We start from the raw sequence: 20,740 nt of genomic DNA on the forward strand, positions 1-20,740 counted from the left end.
CTCACAATTAATTATTTATAGGAGATATTATTTATTACTTTTATTTTTGAACAAATTTTTTTAATTAGTAATAATAATGCTTTTTTGTTTTGTTAAATTATTAAGATTATCGATTACTTGTTCTGCTTGCTCCCTTTTAGCATAAGGCCCAACTTGTAATTTTATTAATTGGTTAGGTTCTGGTTTTTTAGGAATAACTTTAACGTTATAGTTGTTTAATCGTAATAACGCAACAAGTTCTTCAATCTTTTGCTTGTTTCTTAATGCCGCTATCTGAATCATATATAATTTTGAATCTTGCGTAGTTGTGACCATTTGATCTGTCGTTATCGGTTCATTGACATCTTCTGCATTGATTTCAGGTGAAATTAATGAACTTGGATTTTGGTCTGTGTCTAGTGCATAAGGAAAATTAGCAACCTCACTTGAGTTATTTTGTGTAAAGCTGTCATCAGGAGTATGTTCGACAGATTGAAACTGCTGATTCACTATGTTCGGTTGCAAAATAGGCGTAGTCGATGTTGTTGTATTCGATTTATCGGTGATGATCCATGGTGCTATCAAAGCTAAAATAAGTAATAAAGTGGCAAAACCAACAAGTCGATTTCTCATTCTATTTTGATTATTTGAAGCGTTATTTTTGTCTTTCGTCATGATTAATTTCACTTAATTCATATTGCTCTAAAACTTCAGCTACCGTATGAAATGAACCACATACGACGATAATATCATTATCTTTGGCATCTTGCATTGCTTTTTGATAAGCATCCGCCACATGATCAAATGTTAAAACAGTGGTTTCTTCTTTATCAAGCAAGTATTGCTTTAATACTTCAGCTTTGCAACCCCGCTCACCATAGAGTGTCGCGCAATACCATACATCGCCTTGTAAAATGGATAATGTACTTTTTATATCTTTATCTTTCAACATGCCAATAACAAATCTTATTTTACCTGTTTTGGATTGTTTAGCTTTTAATTGAGCTAATTGTTTAATTAAATAAGTTGCAGCATGTGGGTTATGAGCAACATCAATAATAACCAATGGTGAATATTGTAGCGTCTGAAATCTGCCAACTAAGCTTGCTTGTTTTAATCCTTTAACGATATCGTCTTGGGTAATATTTAAAGAAGAATAACTTAATGCTGCAATTGCTGTCGCAGCATTAGCTAACGGAACATTGGCTATCGGTAAATGATGATAATTTGCCAAGGGGGATTCAAAAGACCATTGATTATCATTAATTTGTTGATAAGACCAATCGCTATTTACCGTATAGATAGGACAGTTAACTGATTCTGCCACCAATGGAATGGTGACAGGAACATTTTGCTCACCAACAACAGCAATGCTTTTCGATTTAAAAATACCGGCTTTTTCACGCCCAATACTTTCTCGAGTATTTCCAAGATAATCTACATGATCAATGTCTATTGTTGTGATAACAGCAATATCTGCATCAACAATGTTGGTTGCATCCAGTCGTCCACCTAACCCAACTTCCAACACAACTACATCTAATTTTGCTTTTTTAAACTGATAAAGTGCTGCAAGTGTTGCATATTCAAAATAAGTTAAAGAAATATCACCACGAACTTTTTCAATTTCTAAAAATGCGTTAACCGTTTCTTGGGCTGTTGACTCTTGATTATTAATTCTTACTCGCTCTGTGAAACGTAATAAATGAGGAGAGCTATATACGCCAACTTTTCGTTTTGAAGCGAGTAAAATCATTTCCAATGTTCGGCAAGTTGTACCTTTGCCATTAGTTCCTGCAACCGTAATAACATAGGGAGCGGGTTGCAAAATATCTAAACGCTGAGCAATGATTTTTACTCGCTCTAATCCCATATCAATAGTAGTAGGATGCAGTTGCTCTAAATAACAAAGCCATGTCTTTAAGTCAGACATGGCATTAGGTTTTTCATTTTGCATGATCAATTAAACTGTCTCATCAATTGTCATTTCATCGTTATTCACATCATTAAATGGATCGGGAAGTTTCATTAATTTTGCAATTAGGCTGGCAATTTTAGGTCTCATTTCTTTACGATGAATGATCATATCAATTGCGCCTTTTTCCAGTAAAAACTCACTTCGTTGGAATCCTTCTGGTAAAGTTTCCCGTACAGTTTGTTGAATAACGCGTGGGCCTGCAAAACCAATTAATGCTTTGGGTTCGGCAATGTTAATATCACCTAGCATCGCTAAACTAGCTGAAACCCCACCCATAGTCGGATCGGTCATGACAGAAATATAAGGTAAACCTTCATCTTGCATTTTAGCAAGTATTGCACTGGTTTTAGCCATTTGCATCAATGAATAAAGTGCTTCTTGCATTCTTGCACCGCCACTTGTTGAAAAACAAATTAACGGGCATTTATCGGCTATCGCTTGTTCAGCAGCACGGGTAAATAAAGCCCCAACAACTGATGACATCGATCCACCAATGAAAGCGAATTCAAAACAGGCAACCACAACAGGAATACCAAGTAATGTTCCTTTCATGACAACCATAGCTTCTTTTTCGCGTGTCTCTTTTTGAGCCGCAGTTAAACGGTCTTTGTATTTTTTAGTATCTTTGAATTTTAAAATATCTTTTGGCGCAAGATCAGTTCCAATTTCTACATCTGAATCCTCATCTAAAAAATGGTATAACCTGACGCGCGCAGGGATATGCATATGGTGATCACACTTAGGACAAACCTCTAAATTACGATCTAATTCAGCTTGGTAAATGACTTGTTCACAGTTACTGCATTTTGTCCAAACGCCACCGGGTATATTCGCTTTTTTATGATCTGATGATATATTATTTTTACTTAAAATCTTTTCAATCCAGCTCATTATGATTCTCTCATTGTGCTATACTCTAGAAAATATCGGGCTATTGTATAATACTTTGTGCTAATTCTTAATAGTTGTTTTAAATTTATCTTATTTGTTAACCATGTTTGTAAAAAATATTCTTTTACCAAACAATCGTATTTTTTCATTTTAACGCTGATTTTAATATCCAACCAACTGAATATTTTAGATTAAATTATTGCATTTAAGTCATAAAGACAGCCTCTACTTCAATTAAGCGGTATGCTTACAATAATTCGGTTTATTCATAAAATTTTGAAAAAATCATTTAATCAATTCGTTTAATGAAATGCCTGATTTTAAACCCCATTGCAATCAATGATGCAAAATAGATAACGATACCTACCGTGACCAATAACAATAAACGACTTATTCGCATTAACATTGAACCCGTTGACCAATCTGGTAATAATTTCGATCCAAACCATAACACTAATGACATTAACAGTACCGCTATCACAATTTTAATTAAAAATTTACCCCAACCTGGCTGTGGTTGATAAAGTTCCTTTTTACGTAATTGCCAAAATAATAATCCAGCATTAAAACATGCTGCCAGCCCAATTGATAACGAAAGACCAGCATGTTGTAGTGGACCAATAAAAACCATATTCATTAGTTGCGTTAAAATTAATGTGACAATCGCAATTTTGACAGGTGTCTTAATATCTTGTCTGGAATAGAAAGCGGGTGCCAAAACTTTGATTAGAATAAGTCCAAGTAAACCGATAGAATAAGCTATTAAAGCACGTTGTGTCATTAATGTGTCATTTATTGTAAATTGTCCATATTCAAAGAGTGTTGAGATAAGTGGACGAGAAATTACACCTAATGCGACCGTGCTTGGCAAAGCCAATAAAAAACAGAGACGTAATCCCCAATCTAATAATTCCGAATATTGTTTATGATCACCATTTGAAAAGCTTTTAGCTAATGACGGCAATAAAATGGTACCCAATGCAACACCCAGTACGCCAGCTGGGAACTCCATTAATCGGTCAGCATAATACATCCATGAAACCGATCCCGAAATTAAGAAAGAAGCAAAAATCGTATTAATGATTAGAGATATTTGCCCAACGGATACCCCTAAAATTGCAGGCCCCATTTGTTTCAACACTCGCCATACACCACTATCTTTTAAATTGATACGAGGTAGCACTAGCATACCTATCTTTTTTAAAGTCGGAAGTTGATAAAGCAATTGTAAAATGCCGCCGACTACGACAGATACCGCTAATGCCAGCACCGGTGGATTAAAATAAGGCGTTAAAAATAGCGTAAATACAATCATGCTAATATTAAGCAATGTCGGCACGAAAGCAGGAACCGAAAAGCGATTCCACGTATTAAGTACGGCACCAACTAATGAAGCAAGTGAAATAAAAAAGATATAGGGGAAAGTGATGCGAAGCATGATGGTTGCAAGTTCAAATTTGTCGATAGATTCTTGCATAAAACCTGGCGCTGTCAGCATAATGATAAAAGGTGCAGTCATTACCCCAATTAACGTAACGATAGCCAATACTAATGTTAATAGACCGGCAACATACGCAATAAAAGTCCGTGTTGCCTCGATCCCTTGTTGATTTTTGTATTCAGCCAAAATAGGGACAAATGCTTGTGAAAAAGCCCCTTCAGCAAATATTCGTCTCAATAAATTAGGAAGTTTAAAAGCCACAAAAAACGCATCGGTAGCCATTCCTGCACCAAAAAAACGTGCAATTATTGCATCTCGAACAAAGCCTAAAACTCGAGATACCATTGTCATTGAACTTACAGTGGCTAAAGATTTTAATAAATTCATAGATAAGATAGGAGCCAAAAAACAAATGATAGGCATAGTCTACAAATTATTCATTTATTTCACCATGCTTTTTTATAAATAATAATGTTTATGAATTGAAATATTGTTACCATTCAAACAATAAGCGGATTGAAATACTAATCAGACAAATATTATCATCAATTATTCAATATAGGATTTTTATTTCATTCCGCTTTTATTTCTTCATTGGTTATAATTTATAACTTGCAGTTAACAATACAGCTCTAGGCGTGCCAGGCATACTACTTGAACGCCAATATTCTTTTCCTAATAAATTTGTTACTGCAAAAGTCATTTCAAAAGAAGAAGATTGATACCCTATTGCAGCATTCCATACAACATACCCAGGACGTTTTAATTGATTTTTATCATCATTAAACATTGATCCCTTATAATTAACCTCAACTTCAGTAAACCAATTGTTATAAGGCAAATAACGTATATTTAAGTAACCGCTATGCTTAGATGTATTGGGCAAATATTTTCCTTGATTAACTGGCATTTTTTTATCTTTATGAACTTTAGCTTGCTGATAACCAATACCGCTGTTAATGTACCATTTTGGTGTTAATTGTCCGATGATACTTAGCTCGATACCTTGACTACGGTCACTGCCTTTTACCTGCCAATTATAAGGATCGTTCACCGCATCGGGTTGATAACGAACGTTGTATAATTCAAGATTATAAAGTGCAATTTGAGAAGATAATTTATCATTTAACCAATCACTTTTTACGCCTATTTCATATTGCCTTGAATATTGTGGTTTATTATCGTAAACCGTTTTCGAGTCTGTTGAAATGGTAATCAGTCCTCGTCCACCATAAGGTGCAAAATTTTTACTATAGGAAGCATAAAAACTTTGCGATTCGATAGGTTGCCAAATTAAACCGATTCGAGGGCTTAACGAGTGACCATTATATGAACGGCTTTGATGTTTAATTTTATCATCTGATGCAAATTCGTAATTGTCATAGCGTAAGCCCATCAACAATTTCCATTGTGATGTAAAACTCATTAAATCTTGCCAATAAATCCCTTTTGAAGTCGCTTTATGATTCGTTTTAGTATTTAGCTTATTGTAATGTGGTTTTTTAGAATTCCAGTGTGGATGGTAAGGATCAACGACTTCAGGGTAAACACTCGTTAATGCTAATCTAGGTTGACGTTTTTCAATATTATATTCAATGCCGACTAACATATCATGACCGATACTTGCTGTAGTAAATTTGCCTATTACATCGAGTGTATTACTATAGGTTTTATTATCTGTTTCTTGCCAAGCTCGTCGAAATTGTAGTTTTCCTGCATAGTTACACGTTTTTCCACTATTTGTTTTGCCATTTAAATGACAATAATCACCACCATAAATATGGTCAAAATTTTGACTCGCTTGACGATAAAGGTTAGTTAATTTTAGTGACCAATCGTCATTAAATTCAAAACCTATCACCGAACGTAATGATTTAAAATTATCTTTTACGTAATCATCAGGATGCGCATAGGTTGTTTTAATTGAAACCCCTTTTGGTAAATTATAGTAAGCTGGTCCTCGGTCTGGTTTACGCCATAGGTGATCATGAGTATATTGTACTAACCAATTAAACCCGTCTAAATTATCATAGAGTATACTTGGCGATACCATGGTGTCTCTTTGTTTAATTCCTTTGCGAAAACTTTTTTCTGATTGGTGATCAACTGTCATTCGGATCGCTAGTTTCTCATCGACAACATGATTAATATCGACCATACCGCCATATTTATCCCATGAACCACTACGTAAGCTTAAAACAGCAGGTGAATCAAAATTAGCTTGTTTACTAATCATATTTATCATTCCCCCACCAGAACCACGACCATAGAGTACCGAAGCGGGACCTTTTAATATTTCCACGCGTTCAATATTGGCTGTACTTTGCCTAACTTGCCCACTTGCACGGACACCATCCCGATAAATATCGCCAGAACTTGCGGAAAAACCGCGTATTTTTATGCCTTCATCCCGCATATCATAAGTAGTATCAACACCGGGTAATTTATTGACGATTACACTTAAATCATTTTGTCCAAAAATTTTTTCTTGATCAATGTTAACGGAATTAATGGATTGAGGTATATCTTTAATATCAAATGGCATTTTTGTCGCGGTTGATGATTTTTTTATTCGCTGGTCATTGATATCGGTAATGTTGGCAACAACCTTCATTGTTTCGATGTTTGCAACATCGTCTATTTTATCTTGAGCGCTAACAAAGGGTACTGTACTTATTAGCCCAAAAATAGCGAATTGATGACTTAATTTCATTGTTTTTCCTATCTTTTATCATTTTATTATAATTTGTTTCAGTTGGCTAAAGTTAAAGCAACAATAAATATGATAATGATTATTATTTACATTTACAACTTATTTTCTGTTTTATAAAAATATTGCGACAAAGAATATTAAAATCTAACTGAAATTAAGCGTTATTCAATGGTTGTTTAAATGGATTGCGGTTTGAGTATATTTAATTAAAAGGAGGTCTCTGTATTTACCCTATCCTATAGATAGGCTGTAAAATAGATTGCTTTAAAATCGAGAAAATTTAACAAATGAACATAATTTTTTAACCCTTTTGTTGTGTTAACCCATCTTTTAAGCTTAACAGAATAATGGTTTAATATTATTTCCGATAAATATGATCACTAAGATTTGTTAAATTCAATTGATTGCTAATTTGATTTTGAAAGAGAGAAAGTGGTGGGTCGTGAGCGATTCGAACGCTCGACAAACGGATTAAAAGTCCGCTGCTCTACCGACTGAGCTAACAACCCATTATGAAGAGACGCTTTGCACCTTTTTTGCTATAGGTACAAGCAATTTCGGGTTGCTATATTACTTATAATTATTAGGTAATGCAACCCTTTTCTGAAAGCTTTTTTTCAAAAGCTGGTTTTTCATACGTTTTGACTAAAGTGAAGCGAGTTTCTTTTTGGCAAGGTTCACCGCATTTTTATCTTTAGGGTATTTATTGACTACTTGTTGAAAAACAGCTTTAGCATTCTTATTATCTCCTTTTTCAAGTAAAATCAAGCCTACTTTATAAAGACTATCTGGTGCTTTCGCTGAGTTTGCAAAATCTTTCACTACCGTTGCATAATGAAACGTCGCATCATCTTTTTTACCTTGCTTATAATAAACTTGACCAAGCCAATAATTCACATTAGCACGATATATCGATTTTGGGTAAGTTTCTAAAAACTTTTTAAAAGCTAAAATGAGTTCATTACTTTGATTAGCATCACTAATAAATTGCATAATAAAATTATAATCGGTTTTATCATTTCCTGTGGTTGTCCAATTTATTAAATTTGATGAAGTTGCACTCGATTCAGTTTGGGTAGTTTGTGATGCTGATTGATTAGATGAGTTGTTAGTTTGATTTGATGAGAATTCGGTACCATTGGTCATCTGTTGTAAAATCATTTTTTGACGTTCAATAGTCTGATTTAGTTGATATTTGGTATCTTCCAATTGACCACGTAAGGTATCTACATCCGATTGTAAATCACTAATCTTTTGCTGACTCTCAATCAATAACTGTCCTTGTGCTTGTATCATTCTTTCTAATTCAGCATTACTTGCTGCATAACCGTAACCGGTAAACAAAAGCAATATGAGTGATGTAATTATTTTTTTATGCATAAATGAAAACTCAATATAAAAAAATTAACGGCTGAACATTCAGCCGTTATGAAATATAATTAATATACAACAACCGCTCGACGATTTTTAGCGTACGCAGCTTCATCATGACCTAATACGGCAGGTTGCATTTTACCAAATGATCTTATCAGCATTTGGCTAGAAGAGACACCATTCGCTTGTAGATAAGAAGCAACAGCTACAGCACGGCGTTCACCAAGTGCAATATTATATTCTGGTGTTCCTCGTTCATCAGCATGCCCTTGAATCACAACTTTCATTGAAGTATGAGCACGTAAGAAACCTGCATGAACATCTAACATGCGATTATATTCAGGTTTAACATTATATTTATCAAAATCGAAATAGACAGTATTCATTTCTTGTTGTTGTAATCTTGCAAGCAAAGCACGATCTTCTCTTGTTAAAGTATCGCTAAAATTACCATTCGCGTCGGTACCATTTTTAGAAGAACATGCTGTCAAAGCAATTAATGGTAAAGCTATAGCTGCTACCTTAAGATATTTAGAGAATTGCATTGTAATAACTCCTTTGTGTTTTTAAATAAATTAATATTTATTTTTAGCCGATCCAACTGATTTCAAATATCGTTTGTTACCAGTTTGGAAATAAAGTTGATATATTATATTTCTTAACTCTTCAGTATAAATTGAATATTTATCATTTTAATTTATCAATTTTGACAGTAATTTATAAATAAGGTGACCAAGATGGAAATTTCACTTGTCCATCTGATACGGGTAATTCAGCTTTGAAAAAGCCATCAGTCGAAACAAGATTCAAAATCGATCCTAATCCTTTCGTCGAACTGTAAATAATCATGGTACCATTTGGCGCAATACTTGGAGTCTCATCCAAAAATGTATCAGTCAACCTTTGGTAGGTTTTGGTTGCCATATCATATTTCGTGATGTGTTGTTCACCATTGTTGGTTGAAATCATTGCAATAAACGATCCATCTGGAGAAACACGAGCATTCTGATTTTGAGTATTATCCCATGTTAATCTTTGAGGTGTACCACCATTTATATTGATACTGTAAAGTTGTGGACGTCCAGCTTGATCTGACGTATAAACAATTGTTTGGCTATCTGGCATCCAAGAAGGTTCAGTATTATTACTTCGACCGGTTGTAATTTGAGTGATTTGTTTAGAATTTAAATCTTTAATATAAATATTTAAGTTACCATCTTTAGAAAGTGCAAATGCCAACTTTGTACCATCAGGTGAAAATGCGGGAGCACCATTGTGTCGAGGGAAAGAAGCAACGGTTTCAATGGCGCCGTTTTCTAAATTTTTCATGACCAATGCAGAATTTCCACTTTCGAAAGTAACAAACGCTAATTTTTTACCATCCGGAGACCAAGTTGGTGACATAAGTGGAGCTTTAGAACGATGAACGGTTACTTGATCATAACCATCATAGTCAGACACTCTTAATTCATGCGTGTACGGCCCTCTGTTGGTCTCTACAACATAAGCGATGCGTGTTCTAAAGGCCCCTTTAATTCCAGTAAGTGATTCGAATATCTCATCACTTGCCGAATGTGCGGCTAAACGCACCCAACGTTGACTTATTGTAAATTGGTTTTCAGCCAAAATAGCACCCGGTTTATCAACGGTGTCGATTAATTGATAAGTAATGTGGTATTTCCCTGAAGCATCAGGTTGAATTGAACCGACGACAACAGCTGAAACGCCAAGATTTTTCCATACAGCAGAATTAACTTCAGATGCGGTTGTCGGTTTTTGTGGCATATTTGCGATATCGATTGGATTAAATTTACCGCTATTGCGTAAGTCAGATGCAATAATATTTTCAATTATTTGGGGTGGTTCTCCCGATCCTGTCCATTTAAATGGTGAAACAGCAATAGGCTTTGCGGTACTGACACCTTCAGTAATATTTATTTGAATCCCTGTATTATCTGCCCAACTATTACTGATTAAAGCAAATAAAAATATAGAACAAATTATCAAAAAGCGAGAGGCGTATTTGATCATCTTAAATTCCTTAAATTAAACATAAATAACTACGTTAGATTCACTATATATTAGTAGTTGGAGAAAAGTAATAAAAATTAAAACATACGATTATTATCACTTAAAAATGGCAATTTTTATATTTCAACAATTTCTACATACTTTTTCATTAAGAAAGATAGCTGATATTAAATAACAAGTCTATAGTATATGGAATAAAAAGGTTAATATAATTTTAACGCTTTTTTTGTTAAAAAGATTGGTTATGCTAATTTAATTTTTGAGTTATCAAAAAAAGAAAAATAATTGTTTTAAAATTAAAAATTTTCTAACTGTCTGAAAAGATGTTTTAGCCTAGTGTGTTTATTAACATATTTATTGTTTTGAAAAAAATAAGTATCCATTTGTTTTTTACTATTTTTGACAATTATCACAAAAAAAAGTATTCCGCTGACCTATTTTTTGCGATTTTATTATAGTTTTGCAATTATGGCATTCTTGACCTTCTCGCCCATATACTTGTAATTTTTGAGCAAAATAACCAGGCTTTCCATTAGATTGAAGAAAGTCTTTTAGTGTCGTTCCACCTTGTTTAATCGATTTAGTCAGTACTTGCTTGATCGCTGAAACTAATCTTTCAAACTCGACTAATTGTAATGAATTCACTTTTCGATTGGGATTAATTTTTGCCATATGCAACGATTCCGATGCATAGATATTTCCTACACCAACAACAATATGATTATCCATAATCCAACTTTTAATTGGTATTTGACGATTTTTCGCTTGCGCCAACAGATACTCTGCTGAAAACGCATCACTCAAAGGCTCAGGCCCTAAATGGTTTAATTGAGAAACCTCTTCAAGCGAATTAGCCCAGAGCCATGAACCAAAACGTCTTGGATCAGTATAACGCAATACAACACCATTTTCTAAAACCAAGTCTATATGATCATGCTTTGCTACTTCCTGTTGTTCATCAAGTAAAATACGCAAACTACCTGACATTCCCAAATGAATGATAATCCAATTATGTGCTAGCTGTATCAACAAATATTTTGCACGTCTTTTGACATCCAAAATGACTTCTCCATGAGAACGATGAATGAGTTCATCAACAGGCCAACGTAAATTTGGTTGCCTAACTACTATTTGCTTTATAGTTTGCCCTTTTAAATAAGGCAAAATACCTAGGCGACTTGTTTCCACTTCGGGTAATTCAGGCATTTTATTTCACCTAATTATTTAACATTTCAGTGACCCAAGTTGGTACTTGCTGACTTGGAGTCGGTTGATTATTGTTGTTACATAAGCTTTGTGTATTGGTTGTCCAAACAGGTAATTTTCGACCACTACGATCATCACATTGCCACTGACCATTATCATCTATCGATAACATATAGATATTTTGAGGTATCGGGAGCGATAACCTTTTAGGTGGATTATTTTGTAAGTATTCACTATATATTTTTAATGCACCTGTTGCACCTGTTAATTTCATTGGCGAATGGTCATCCAACCCAATCCAAACAACAGCGACATTTTTACCATCAATTCCTGTAAACCAACTATCACGAGAATCATTACTGGTTCCGGTTTTAGCAGCTAAGTTAAATGATCCATATTTTCGTTTTAGAGACCGTGATGTCCCCGATTCCACAACTTGTTGCATAGCATAAGTTGTTAAATAGGCTGATTGCTGTGAAACAGCTTGAATCTGTTTAGGATAGTTTTGATATACCAATTCTCCCTTATCCGTTAGTACATATCTTAAAATAGATAACGGCGAACGTTGTCCATTGTTTGCAATCGTTTGGAACATTTGTGCTGTTTCTAAAGGTGTTAACTCTAAAGCACCTAATAACCGTGAAGGTAGATTCGTAATACGATCACTTGGCACACCCAATGCTTGTAGGGTATTTTTAGTCGCATCAAGACCAAGAGCCATCCCTAAGTTGACGGTTGGTACATTTAACGAAAGTGCTAAAGCATCCACTAACATGACACGATCACGAAACTTACGATCATAATTTTTCGGTTGCCAGTACGAACCATTATCAAGCTTTATTGAAAGTGGTGAATCATCCAACCACGTATTAAGTTGAAAACGATCCGGTTGCCCTAATGCTGTTAAATATGTTGAAGGCTTAGCAAGTGAACCAATTGCTCTTCGGGTTAACCATGCACGGTTGTAACCAGGATAACGAGGCTCTGCACTACCAATAATTGCACGAATTTCGCCGGTTTCTCGGCTAACAATAACCATGGCTGTTTGTAAATCTTTATTAGTTGATTTACGTAATTTTTCAATTTCATTCGTAACTGATTGTTCTGCCGCTGCTTGGGCAACAGGATCAAATGTCGTAAAAATCTTCATTCCTGAAAGGTGATCTGCTTTATCACCTAATTGCTTTCTTAATTCACTACGAACAACTTGCATAAAAGCAGGTTGTGGCGAAATAACACCACCTTTTGGTAAAACAGATAGTGGGCGCTGACTTAATAGATTATATAACTCATCATCAATAATTCCTTGTTGCTCGGTCAGCTTTAGAACAACATTTCGGCGTTCTAAAACTTGTTTAGGTTGCGTCCAAGGATTATATAACGAAGCCCCTTTTACCATTCCAACTAGAACTGCTTGCTGATCGAGCGTCAATTCATTAACAGGACGACCAAAATAGTAAAGGCTAGCAAGGGGAAAACCGTGGATCTCCTCACTCCCAGCTTGTCCAAAGTAAACTTCGTTTAAATACAACTCTAAGATACGTTCTTTACTATAACGAGCATCAAGAATCATCGCCATATAGGCTTCACGTATTTTACGGCTTAAACTACGTTCATTAGTTAAAAATAAGTTTTTTACAGTTTGTTGAGTTAACGTGCTTCCACCTTCGGTACGACCTGTGGTAAGGTTGACATAAATTGCTCGCCCAATCGAATATAAACTCACGCCATGATGATCATAAAAACGTTTATCCTCAGTAGCAACTAAAGTTTTAATCAGTGAATCAGGAAATGCTTTGAGAGGAACAAATAAACGTTGTTCTCCATTAGGTGAGTGCATCATTGTAATTAATTTTGGATCGATCTTAAGTAATCCAAAATCACGTCCTGTATCTAAATTAGTAATACGATCTATTCGATTATCATAGAACGTAATTCTAACTCGAAAAGCTTGTTCTTCACCATCAGGAAAAGTAAAAGGGCGACGATATATTTCAACAGTATCATTACTGACGATGAATTCACCGGGTCGAGTAGCTTGCGTATCCTGTTGTCGATATTGTGCACCTATTAACAACGTTACAACATCGCTTAAACTGTATTCACTTTCTGGCTCAAGATCGATAATTTGACCATAAACAGCTGCAGGTAATTCCCAAACATTACCATCTATGCGTTCTTTTATTTGTTGATCGAGATAAATACCATACATTACGGTCACAGCCACAAAAACTAAAAACAGTTTAAATAGCAATGACAAAAATCGGCGCCAAAGTGAGCGTTTTTTATTTTTATTTTTTTTTACTTTTTGAGTAGGTTTCTTTTTTGTAGATTTAGTCGAAGTATTCAAAGCTCACCTAAAATTCGTCATAAAATATATTTCGTTATCATAACACAATTTTTCAAAGATATATCTGCCTTGTTTATTTAGCACATATTTAGCTTAAAATGGTGTATCTACAAAATTAATTATTAAATTCTAGTCGTGGTTTAATACTTTTCACTTTCGCAACAAAAGCGTTTTTAGATTTACCTGTTAAACCTTCATCTATAGGTAAATTAGCTGTTAATGGATTCACAGGTTTATTATTGATATGTAATTCGAAATGTAAATGTGGCCCTGTTGAACGTCCAGTATTGCCTGACAATCCTATTTGTTCACCTTGTTTAACCTGTTGTCCTGGTTTAACGAGAATCTTATCTAAATGCATATAAGTCGTCATATACTGACGCCCATGCCTTATAGCGATATAATTACCTGCTGATCCACTATATTTAGCGATCACAACTTCACCATTCCCCACCGATAAGACAGGTGTTCCACGAGATACCGCAAAATCAACACCATTATGAGGCGCTATTTTTCCTGTCACAGGGTGTAAACGACGAGGATTAAATTGAGAAGAAACACGCGCTTTTTTTGCTAATGGATAACGGAAAAAACTTTGGGATAAGCTATCTCCATTAATATCATAATATTTACCGTCATCGGCGAGAACAGCATAATAGTCTTTTGAGCCATTTTTGAAGCGAACCGCTAACAATTGGCTATTCGATAAACGGTCGCCATGCATCTCACGAGACAGAATAACCGAAAATTTGTCGCCAATTTGTAAGCGTTTAAAATCTAATCGCCATTGTAAAGCACGAGTAATAATACCGATTTCAGTACTAGTTAAACCACTTTTACGGGCATCAGCAATAAAATTAGATTTTATTTCACCTTTAATAACAACTTCTTGTAAAATTCCTTCGACCGTTTCTGAATTCTCAACAAAGTCATTACCCGATTTTTCATACATTCGGATATTGTTGCTTGAGATAGTCCAGTTCAAGTTTTGTAAATTATGGTCATCGTCTGTTGTCCACATCAACTGTTGACCAATTCTTAAATTAGCAAGCTGTTTAAATTTGGACGTTAATTCATAAACATCATTTCGATTTACGTTATAGCGTAATAAGATATCATGTAAGGTATCGCCCCGAACAATGGTATATTGTACAGTATTATCTTTTTCATCAATGATTTTATCTAAGTCATCTTTGACAATTTCATCTTCCGGTTCATCAGAGGATTCTATCACTGTAGAATTTGAATTACCGTCGACTAACTCAACCTGACCATCTCCAATACTTACAGGCACAGAAGTATTATTCACGGTTGTTTCAACTTGAGGATTCAACGGTATATAAACCGTGCGATCCAAATTCAATGGTCGCCATAATATCGTAAAAAAGATAACAACAAGAAGAACGCCTAATATTGAAAAATAGGGAAATTTCACTTTGCTTTTTTCAATATGACGATTTTCAATCTTTCGAGCCAAAATAAACCTTAACTATTTATTATCTATCTGATTATTTATCTAAACAATCCAACAATTGCTGAGTTAATTTCATTAAAAATTGAAAATACGCATCTTTTGAAGGCATTATATCGGTCCCCAAAGGATTCAATTCTCCAATTCTGACATTTGTTCCATTAACCAATTTTTCAATAATTGCTGGGCTAAACTGAGGCTCTATAAAAACACATACTGCTTGGTGTTCTTTTAACTTTTGTTGAATAGCATAAACTTTTTGAGCGCCCGGTTGAACTGCTGGATTTATAGTAAAACTACCTAGATTTTTTAATCTAAACTGTGATTCAAAATACCCATAGGCATCATGAAATACAAAATACCCTCTATTTTGGACGTTTATTAATTTTTTTGCAATGTTTTGTTCTGTTTCAGATAATTTTATAGTGAATTCGTTTAGATTTTCGTCAATTTTTATTTTTTTATCTGGATAAAGGGTGATAAGTTTATCATGAATGGATTGCGCAATAATTTTCGCTATTTCAGGCGAAAGCCAAATATGTTCATCATATTCACCATGATGATCATGGTCTGATTGATGATGATTTATTTCTTCATGAGAATGATCATCGTGATTAGTTCGAAGCAAAGTCTTAATTGCAGGAATTTCCATTAATTCAATTTGCTTTTGTTTATCGATATTTTTCAATAAGGTTGGCATAAAAGTTTCCATATCTTCACCAACCCAAATAACTAATTCCGCTGACTTAATATTCTTTAAATCAGAAGGTTTTAATGCATAAGTATGAGGAGAAGCACCGTCCGGTAAAAGAATTTCTGCATCAGTGATGCCTGATGTAATAGCTTGAGTAATAAAACCTATCGGTTTAACCGACGATATAACCGTAGCATTAGCATAATTACTTGCGCTTTGTATTATTAATATTGGGGTTAAGATTATTAAATACTGTATAAACAGTTTAAAAGTCTTCACGATATGATTTTTCACGTTATTATCCAATGCTATAATTTATGATAGAATAAAATTTAATATTGTTATAATATAACATAACATTTAGGTGAGCAAGGGCTACCCGTTACATGACTCAATTAATTTCACTTGAAAATGTCTCCGTTGAAATCAATCATCAAAAAATATTAGATAATATTTCATTAGCTATTAAGCTAAATCAGATTATTACATTACTTGGGCCTAATGGTGCAGGTAAATCAACGCTGGTTAAAGTCATATTAGGATTACTACCCCACTCTTCGGGACAGATTTGTCGTTTACCGAATTTAACAATTGGTTATGTTCCGCAATCGATAAATTTAAATCCAACTCTCCCTATTACTGTAAAGCGTTTTATGCGGTTAAATAAACAATTAAAAAATGACGATATTTTAAAAACGCTTTCACTTGTTAAAGCAGAATACTTAGTCGATAAATCAATGCATCAATTGTCGGGTGGAGAATTACAGCGTGTTTTACTTGCTCAAGCTTTAGCAAAACAGCCTCAATTACTTATTCTTGATGAACCGACACAAGGCGTAGATGTTAATGGACAAATTCTTTTATATGATTTAATTGCTAATGCAAAAAAACAATTTAATTGTGGGGTATTAATGGTCTCGCATGATCTCCATTTAGTCATGGCTAAAACGGATGAAGTCATCTGTCTGAATCATCATATATGTTGTTCGGGCACACCTGCTACTGTGTCAAATGACCCTGAATTTGTTTCACTATTTGGTCAACATGGCGCATCACAAATCGCTGTGTATAAACATCATCACAATCACCAACATGACTTATGTAGAACATCGGCTGATCATCAACATGATAAATTAATGCATATAGAAAGGGATCATTAAAATGATTGAATTATTATTACCTTCTTTGTTAGCTGGATTAAGCTTAACAACCATTACCGGTCCATTAGGAACGTTTGTTGTTTGGCGTAGAATGTCTTATTTTGGTGATACTTTATCTCATGCAGCTCTACTCGGTATTGCTTTTGGTTTTTTATTAAATATTAATCTATTTTATGCAGTAATTTTTGTGACACTGATTTTAGCATTAGGATTACTTTGGTTAGAATCCCAGAAACAACTTCCCATTGATACATTACTGGGTATTCTTGCTCATAGTGCGTTATCTTTAGGTTTAGTTGTAATCAGTCTAATGGGAAACATACGGATTGATTTAATGGGTTACTTATTTGGTGATCTGTTATCAATAACTTACACTGATATCTCTCAAATCGTAATTGGTGTAATATTTATCGGTTTATTATTGATATGGCGCTGGAATGATTTTCTTTTTATTACCGTTAATGAAGAATTAGCTTTCATTCAAGGTATTAATATTCGATTAACAAAATTAATTCTAACACTCCTATTAGCCTTTACTATTGGTATTGCAATGAAATTCGTGGGAGCACTGATTATCACCTCTTTACTTATTATCCCTGCAGCTACAGCTAGATACTTTTCCAAAACACCTGAAGTAATGGCTATACTTTCAATTATTATTGGAATGATATCGGTATTAAGTGGTTTACTATTTTCATTTCTCTATGACACACCGACAAGTCCATCAGTAGTTTTAAGTAATGCTGGCTTATTTTTTGTGTGTTTATTTGTATCGAAGTTTTTTACTGATAAAAATTAACTATTCAAAGAAAAATGGCAATGTTAATTGGACACTACATCACAATAAACCAATATTAAGCCACTTCTCTCATTTTAACAAAGTAACATAATAAATCATTTTAACCATTAATGATTATTTTTATGTCACTTGCAATTATCTACACACGAGCATCTATTGGTATACAAGCACCATTAATAAATGTTGAAGTCCATATTAGCAATGGACTACCAGGCTTTGTATTAGTTGGTTTGCCTGAAGCAACAGTCAAAGAATCTAAAGATCGGGTACGTAGCGCTATTATTAACAGTGGTTTTACGTTTCCTGCCAAGAAAATAACTGTAAATCTATCACCTGCTGATCTTCCTAAAGAAGGAAGTCGTTTCGATCTGCCGATTGCCATTGCAATTTTAGCGGCAACGGAGCAAATTCCTGCTCAGGATTTATCGCAATATGAATTTTTAGGTGAACTGGCGCTATCTGGAAATATTCGCGCTGTGAAAGGTGCTATCCCTGCTGCGATTTCATCACAAAAAAGTCATCGCACATTAATTATTTCAACAGAAAATCAGTCTGAAATTTCTTTAATTCATCATAGCAATGCATTAATCACCAATAATTTATTTGAATTGTGTCAACATCTCAATCATGAAGTGAGTTTATCTAAAGTAAATTACCGTCTAAATGATGATGTAGAAAGTGAAACAGTTAATTTACAAGATGTCATAGGCCAAGAACATGCTAAAAGAGCTTTAGAAATTGCAGCCGCTGGTGGACATAATTTATTGCTTATTGGACCACCTGGAACAGGCAAAACTATGTTAGCCACTCGGTTAACTTCTTTATTGCCGCCATTAACCGATGATGAAGCTCTTGAGAGTGCAGCTATCACTAGTTTAGTCAGTCTAAATGGTTCAATTAAAAATTGGCGTAAACGGCCTTTTAGATCGCCACATCATAGCGCGTCAACTGCAGCACTAGTTGGTGGAGGAACAATTCCAAAACCGGGGGAAATTTCACTGGCACATAATGGCGTATTATTTTTAGATGAATTACCTGAATTTAATCGTAAAGTTTTAGATGCGTTAAGAGAACCCATTGAGTCTGGTGAAATTATTATTTCAAGAGCAAATGCTAAAATACGCTTTCCAGCTAAATTCCAACTTATTGCTGCTATGAATCCAAGTCCTACCGGTCATTATCAAGGAACACACAATAGAACGACGCCTCAACAAGTCATTCGTTATTTGAACCGACTTTCTGGTCCATTTCTTGATAGATTTGATATCTCTATAGAAGTACCACTTTTACCAAAAGGTTCACTAAGTCAGAAAAAAGCATCTGCTGAATCAACAGTATCTATTAGGCAAAGAGTTTTACAGGCAAGAAATACACAATTTGATAGGAATAAAAAATTAAATAGTCAATTAGAAGCAAGTGAAATTGAACACTATTGCCAATTATCTGACGATAATAATGAATATTTAGAACAAGCCTTAATCAAGTTAGGACTTTCAGCTAGAGCTTGGCATCGAATATTGAAAGTATCTAGGACAATTGCGGATTTAGAAGGTTCAAAGAACATAGAACGAAAACATATTTCAGAAGCTTTAAGTTATCGTTCTATGGATAGACTGTTAATTCAATTACACAAAAATATTGGTTAACAGAATCAGTCATCATTATCGACAAAATCATCGTTTACATCAATTTGCGGTTTTCCACCCGATAATGTATGAAAACGTTTTGGTTTATTAATACGAGAAAGGTATTTAAGCCAAACTTTTTCAAAATCGGTTGCAGGCTCTTTTTTACCTTTACAAACTGCAACAAATGATTTTTCTTCTGCTGTAGTAGGTTTTTTTGTTTCTGCATCAAGATCTTTAAATGCACAACCATGCTTTTCTAAAATTTGTGCTTCTTTAATAGTAAAATCACCATGACGAGAAAATCCTCGTGGATAATTTTTATTATCAAAAAAACGTTGTTGACTTACAAAACTTTCAGCCATTTTTTTTCCTCTGGATTGTAAAAGTAGTTGGGCGGAAATTATAATTAACTAAGTAAATCTGTAAATAAATTTTTTTTATTTATATAGATAAAAATAATCAAACGACTAAAATTAAGACAAATTCATGATTTTTTGTGGCAGGGGCGGAGAGTCTCGAACTCCCAACACCCGGTTTTGGAGACCGGTGCTCTACCAATTGAACTACGCCCCTAAATAAGGTGGCGGAACGGACGGGGCTCGAACCCGCGACCCCCTGCGTGACAGGCAGGTATTCTAACCAACTGAACTACCGCTCCACCGTATTTGGTATGATTACATAGTATAACTTAAAATTTAAAAGTCTGGCGGCACCCTACTCTCACATGGGTAATACCCACACTACCATCGGCACTACGGCGTTTCACTTCTGAGTTCGGCATGGGGTCAGGTGGGACCACCGCGCTATTACCGCCAGACATATCCTGTCTTCTCTTTCTCTATTGATGTACATTATCTCATCTTTACATCAATTCCTCAATCCGGAACAAACTGTTTCTACATTCTTTAACCACCTTCCGATGATTTTCTCTTCTCTCTCGCGTATCCAAAAACAACTCCGAGTTGTAAGGTTAAGACTCTCGGTTCATTAGTATCAGTTAGCTCAATGTATCACTACACTTACAC

At 34.6% G+C, this 20,740-nt stretch carries 16 protein-coding genes, 3 tRNA genes and 1 rRNA gene; 3 read left to right on the forward strand and 17 right to left on the reverse strand.

Features of this window, described 5'->3' with window-relative positions; genetic code table 11:
- Positions 1 to 60: 60 nt before the first annotated feature.
- The 13 genes from ACGH4F_RS07030 to znuA all read right to left on the reverse strand — a co-directional run bounded on the left by ACGH4F_RS07030 (position 61) and on the right by znuA (position 16,422).
- Positions 61 to 654 carry an SPOR domain-containing protein gene (locus ACGH4F_RS07030; RefSeq protein ID WP_411590600.1) on the reverse strand — a complete coding sequence of 198 codons (594 nt, stop codon included), beginning with the start codon at positions 652 to 654 and terminating at the stop codon, positions 61 to 63.
- The gene (gene folC, locus ACGH4F_RS07035; RefSeq protein ID WP_411590615.1) at positions 635 to 1,939 is read right to left on the reverse strand and encodes a bifunctional tetrahydrofolate synthase/dihydrofolate synthase; all 1,305 of its coding nucleotides are present in this window, start codon (positions 1,937 to 1,939) and stop codon (positions 635 to 637) included. Before folC ends, ACGH4F_RS07030 begins: the two co-directional genes overlap by 20 nt.
- A 3-nt stretch (positions 1,940 to 1,942) precedes the next feature.
- Positions 1,943 to 2,848: an acetyl-CoA carboxylase, carboxyltransferase subunit beta gene (accD, locus tag ACGH4F_RS07040; RefSeq protein ID WP_267351462.1), complete on the reverse strand. Its 906-nt coding sequence runs from the start codon at positions 2,846 to 2,848 to the stop codon at positions 1,943 to 1,945.
- A 289-nt stretch (positions 2,849 to 3,137) separates the two neighbouring features.
- The gene (gene murJ, locus ACGH4F_RS07045; RefSeq protein ID WP_267360815.1) at positions 3,138 to 4,676 is read right to left on the reverse strand and encodes a murein biosynthesis integral membrane protein MurJ; all 1,539 of its coding nucleotides are present in this window, start codon (positions 4,674 to 4,676) and stop codon (positions 3,138 to 3,140) included.
- Positions 4,677 to 4,887: 211 nt separating this feature from the next.
- Positions 4,888 to 7,002, reverse strand: a complete 2,115-nt coding sequence (locus ACGH4F_RS07050) for a TonB-dependent receptor (RefSeq protein WP_411590603.1) — start codon at positions 7,000 to 7,002, stop codon at positions 4,888 to 4,890.
- Between the two features lie 433 nt (positions 7,003 to 7,435).
- Positions 7,436 to 7,511: transfer RNA gene (locus tag ACGH4F_RS07055), tRNA-Lys, on the reverse strand.
- Positions 7,512 to 7,647: 136 nt separating this feature from the next.
- Complete coding sequence (ybgF, locus tag ACGH4F_RS07060) at positions 7,648 to 8,382, reverse strand: tol-pal system protein YbgF (protein WP_267351458.1); 735 nt, start codon at positions 8,380 to 8,382, stop codon at positions 7,648 to 7,650.
- 59 nt (positions 8,383 to 8,441) lie between these two features.
- Positions 8,442 to 8,921 (reverse strand): peptidoglycan-associated lipoprotein Pal, encoded by a 480-nt coding sequence (gene pal / locus ACGH4F_RS07065; protein WP_267351457.1) that lies wholly within the window; start codon positions 8,919 to 8,921, stop codon positions 8,442 to 8,444.
- Between the two features lie 172 nt (positions 8,922 to 9,093).
- Positions 9,094 to 10,404: a Tol-Pal system beta propeller repeat protein TolB gene (tolB, locus tag ACGH4F_RS07070; RefSeq protein ID WP_411590616.1), complete on the reverse strand. Its 1,311-nt coding sequence runs from the start codon at positions 10,402 to 10,404 to the stop codon at positions 9,094 to 9,096.
- A 396-nt stretch (positions 10,405 to 10,800) separates the two neighbouring features.
- Positions 10,801 to 11,613, reverse strand: coding sequence for a bifunctional DNA-formamidopyrimidine glycosylase/DNA-(apurinic or apyrimidinic site) lyase (gene mutM / locus ACGH4F_RS07075; RefSeq protein ID WP_267351453.1), 813 nt, complete (start codon positions 11,611 to 11,613; stop codon positions 10,801 to 10,803).
- Between the two features lie 10 nt (positions 11,614 to 11,623).
- Positions 11,624 to 13,963: a bifunctional glycosyl transferase/transpeptidase gene (mrcB, locus tag ACGH4F_RS07080; RefSeq protein WP_267351451.1), complete on the reverse strand. Its 2,340-nt coding sequence runs from the start codon at positions 13,961 to 13,963 to the stop codon at positions 11,624 to 11,626.
- A gap of 115 nt (positions 13,964 to 14,078) precedes the next feature.
- Complete coding sequence (gene mepM / locus ACGH4F_RS07085; protein ID WP_411590605.1) at positions 14,079 to 15,440, reverse strand: murein DD-endopeptidase MepM; 1,362 nt, start codon at positions 15,438 to 15,440, stop codon at positions 14,079 to 14,081.
- A 31-nt stretch (positions 15,441 to 15,471) separates the two neighbouring features.
- Positions 15,472 to 16,422 carry a zinc ABC transporter substrate-binding protein ZnuA gene (znuA, locus tag ACGH4F_RS07090; RefSeq protein WP_411590606.1) on the reverse strand — a complete coding sequence of 317 codons (951 nt, stop codon included), beginning with the start codon at positions 16,420 to 16,422 and terminating at the stop codon, positions 15,472 to 15,474.
- 92 nt (positions 16,423 to 16,514) lie between these two features.
- On the opposite strand from znuA, the gene znuC reads away from it, so the two are divergent.
- The 3 genes from znuC to ACGH4F_RS07105 all read left to right on the forward strand — a co-directional run bounded on the left by znuC (position 16,515) and on the right by ACGH4F_RS07105 (position 19,733).
- A complete protein-coding gene (znuC, locus tag ACGH4F_RS07095) occupies positions 16,515 to 17,288 on the forward strand; it encodes a zinc ABC transporter ATP-binding protein ZnuC (RefSeq protein ID WP_267360448.1) in 774 nt (257 codons plus the stop codon).
- A 1-nt stretch (position 17,289) separates the two neighbouring features.
- Positions 17,290 to 18,087 (forward strand): zinc ABC transporter permease subunit ZnuB, encoded by a 798-nt coding sequence (znuB, locus tag ACGH4F_RS07100; RefSeq protein ID WP_411590608.1) that lies wholly within the window; start codon positions 17,290 to 17,292, stop codon positions 18,085 to 18,087.
- Positions 18,088 to 18,209: 122 nt separating this feature from the next.
- Entirely contained in the window at positions 18,210 to 19,733 is a 1,524-nt protein-coding gene (locus ACGH4F_RS07105; protein WP_411590610.1) for a YifB family Mg chelatase-like AAA ATPase, read from the forward strand.
- Between the two features lie 5 nt (positions 19,734 to 19,738).
- Here the strand turns inward: ACGH4F_RS07105 and ACGH4F_RS07110 are convergent, their stop codons facing one another.
- The 4 genes from ACGH4F_RS07110 to rrf all read right to left on the reverse strand — a co-directional run bounded on the left by ACGH4F_RS07110 (position 19,739) and on the right by rrf (position 20,532).
- The gene (locus tag ACGH4F_RS07110) at positions 19,739 to 20,077 is read right to left on the reverse strand and encodes a DUF413 domain-containing protein (RefSeq protein WP_065557810.1); all 339 of its coding nucleotides are present in this window, start codon (positions 20,075 to 20,077) and stop codon (positions 19,739 to 19,741) included.
- 135 nt (positions 20,078 to 20,212) lie between these two features.
- Positions 20,213 to 20,288 (reverse strand) — tRNA-Trp (locus tag ACGH4F_RS07115).
- 8 nt (positions 20,289 to 20,296) lie between these two features.
- A tRNA-Asp gene (locus ACGH4F_RS07120) sits at positions 20,297 to 20,373 on the reverse strand.
- 43 nt (positions 20,374 to 20,416) lie between these two features.
- A 5S ribosomal RNA gene (rrf, locus tag ACGH4F_RS07125) occupies positions 20,417 to 20,532 on the reverse strand.
- Positions 20,533 to 20,740: the final 208 nt, after the last annotated feature.

The organism is Gilliamella sp. CG35 (assembly GCF_046635745.1).
Taxonomy (GTDB): domain Bacteria; phylum Pseudomonadota; class Gammaproteobacteria; order Enterobacterales; family Orbaceae; genus Gilliamella; species Gilliamella apicola_I.

Coding starts and splice junctions, on each gene's coding strand:
- mutM (WP_267351453.1), bottom strand. CDS start 11,613: ATGCCTGAATTACCCGAAGTGGAAACAAGTCGCCTAGGTATTTTGCCT.
- ACGH4F_RS07105 (WP_411590610.1), top strand. CDS start 18,210: ATGTCACTTGCAATTATCTACACACGAGCATCTATTGGTATACAAGCA.
- znuC (WP_267360448.1), top strand. CDS start 16,515: ATGACTCAATTAATTTCACTTGAAAATGTCTCCGTTGAAATCAATCAT.
- znuB (WP_411590608.1), top strand. CDS start 17,290: ATGATTGAATTATTATTACCTTCTTTGTTAGCTGGATTAAGCTTAACA.
- pal (WP_267351457.1), bottom strand. CDS start 8,921: ATGCAATTCTCTAAATATCTTAAGGTAGCAGCTATAGCTTTACCATTA.
- ybgF (WP_267351458.1), bottom strand. CDS start 8,382: ATGCATAAAAAAATAATTACATCACTCATATTGCTTTTGTTTACCGGT.
- ACGH4F_RS07030 (WP_411590600.1), bottom strand. CDS start 654: ATGACGAAAGACAAAAATAACGCTTCAAATAATCAAAATAGAATGAGA.
- murJ (WP_267360815.1), bottom strand. CDS start 4,676: ATGAATTTATTAAAATCTTTAGCCACTGTAAGTTCAATGACAATGGTA.
- ACGH4F_RS07050 (WP_411590603.1), bottom strand. CDS start 7,002: ATGAAATTAAGTCATCAATTCGCTATTTTTGGGCTAATAAGTACAGTA.
- accD (WP_267351462.1), bottom strand. CDS start 2,848: ATGAGCTGGATTGAAAAGATTTTAAGTAAAAATAATATATCATCAGAT.
- ACGH4F_RS07110 (WP_065557810.1), bottom strand. CDS start 20,077: ATGGCTGAAAGTTTTGTAAGTCAACAACGTTTTTTTGATAATAAAAAT.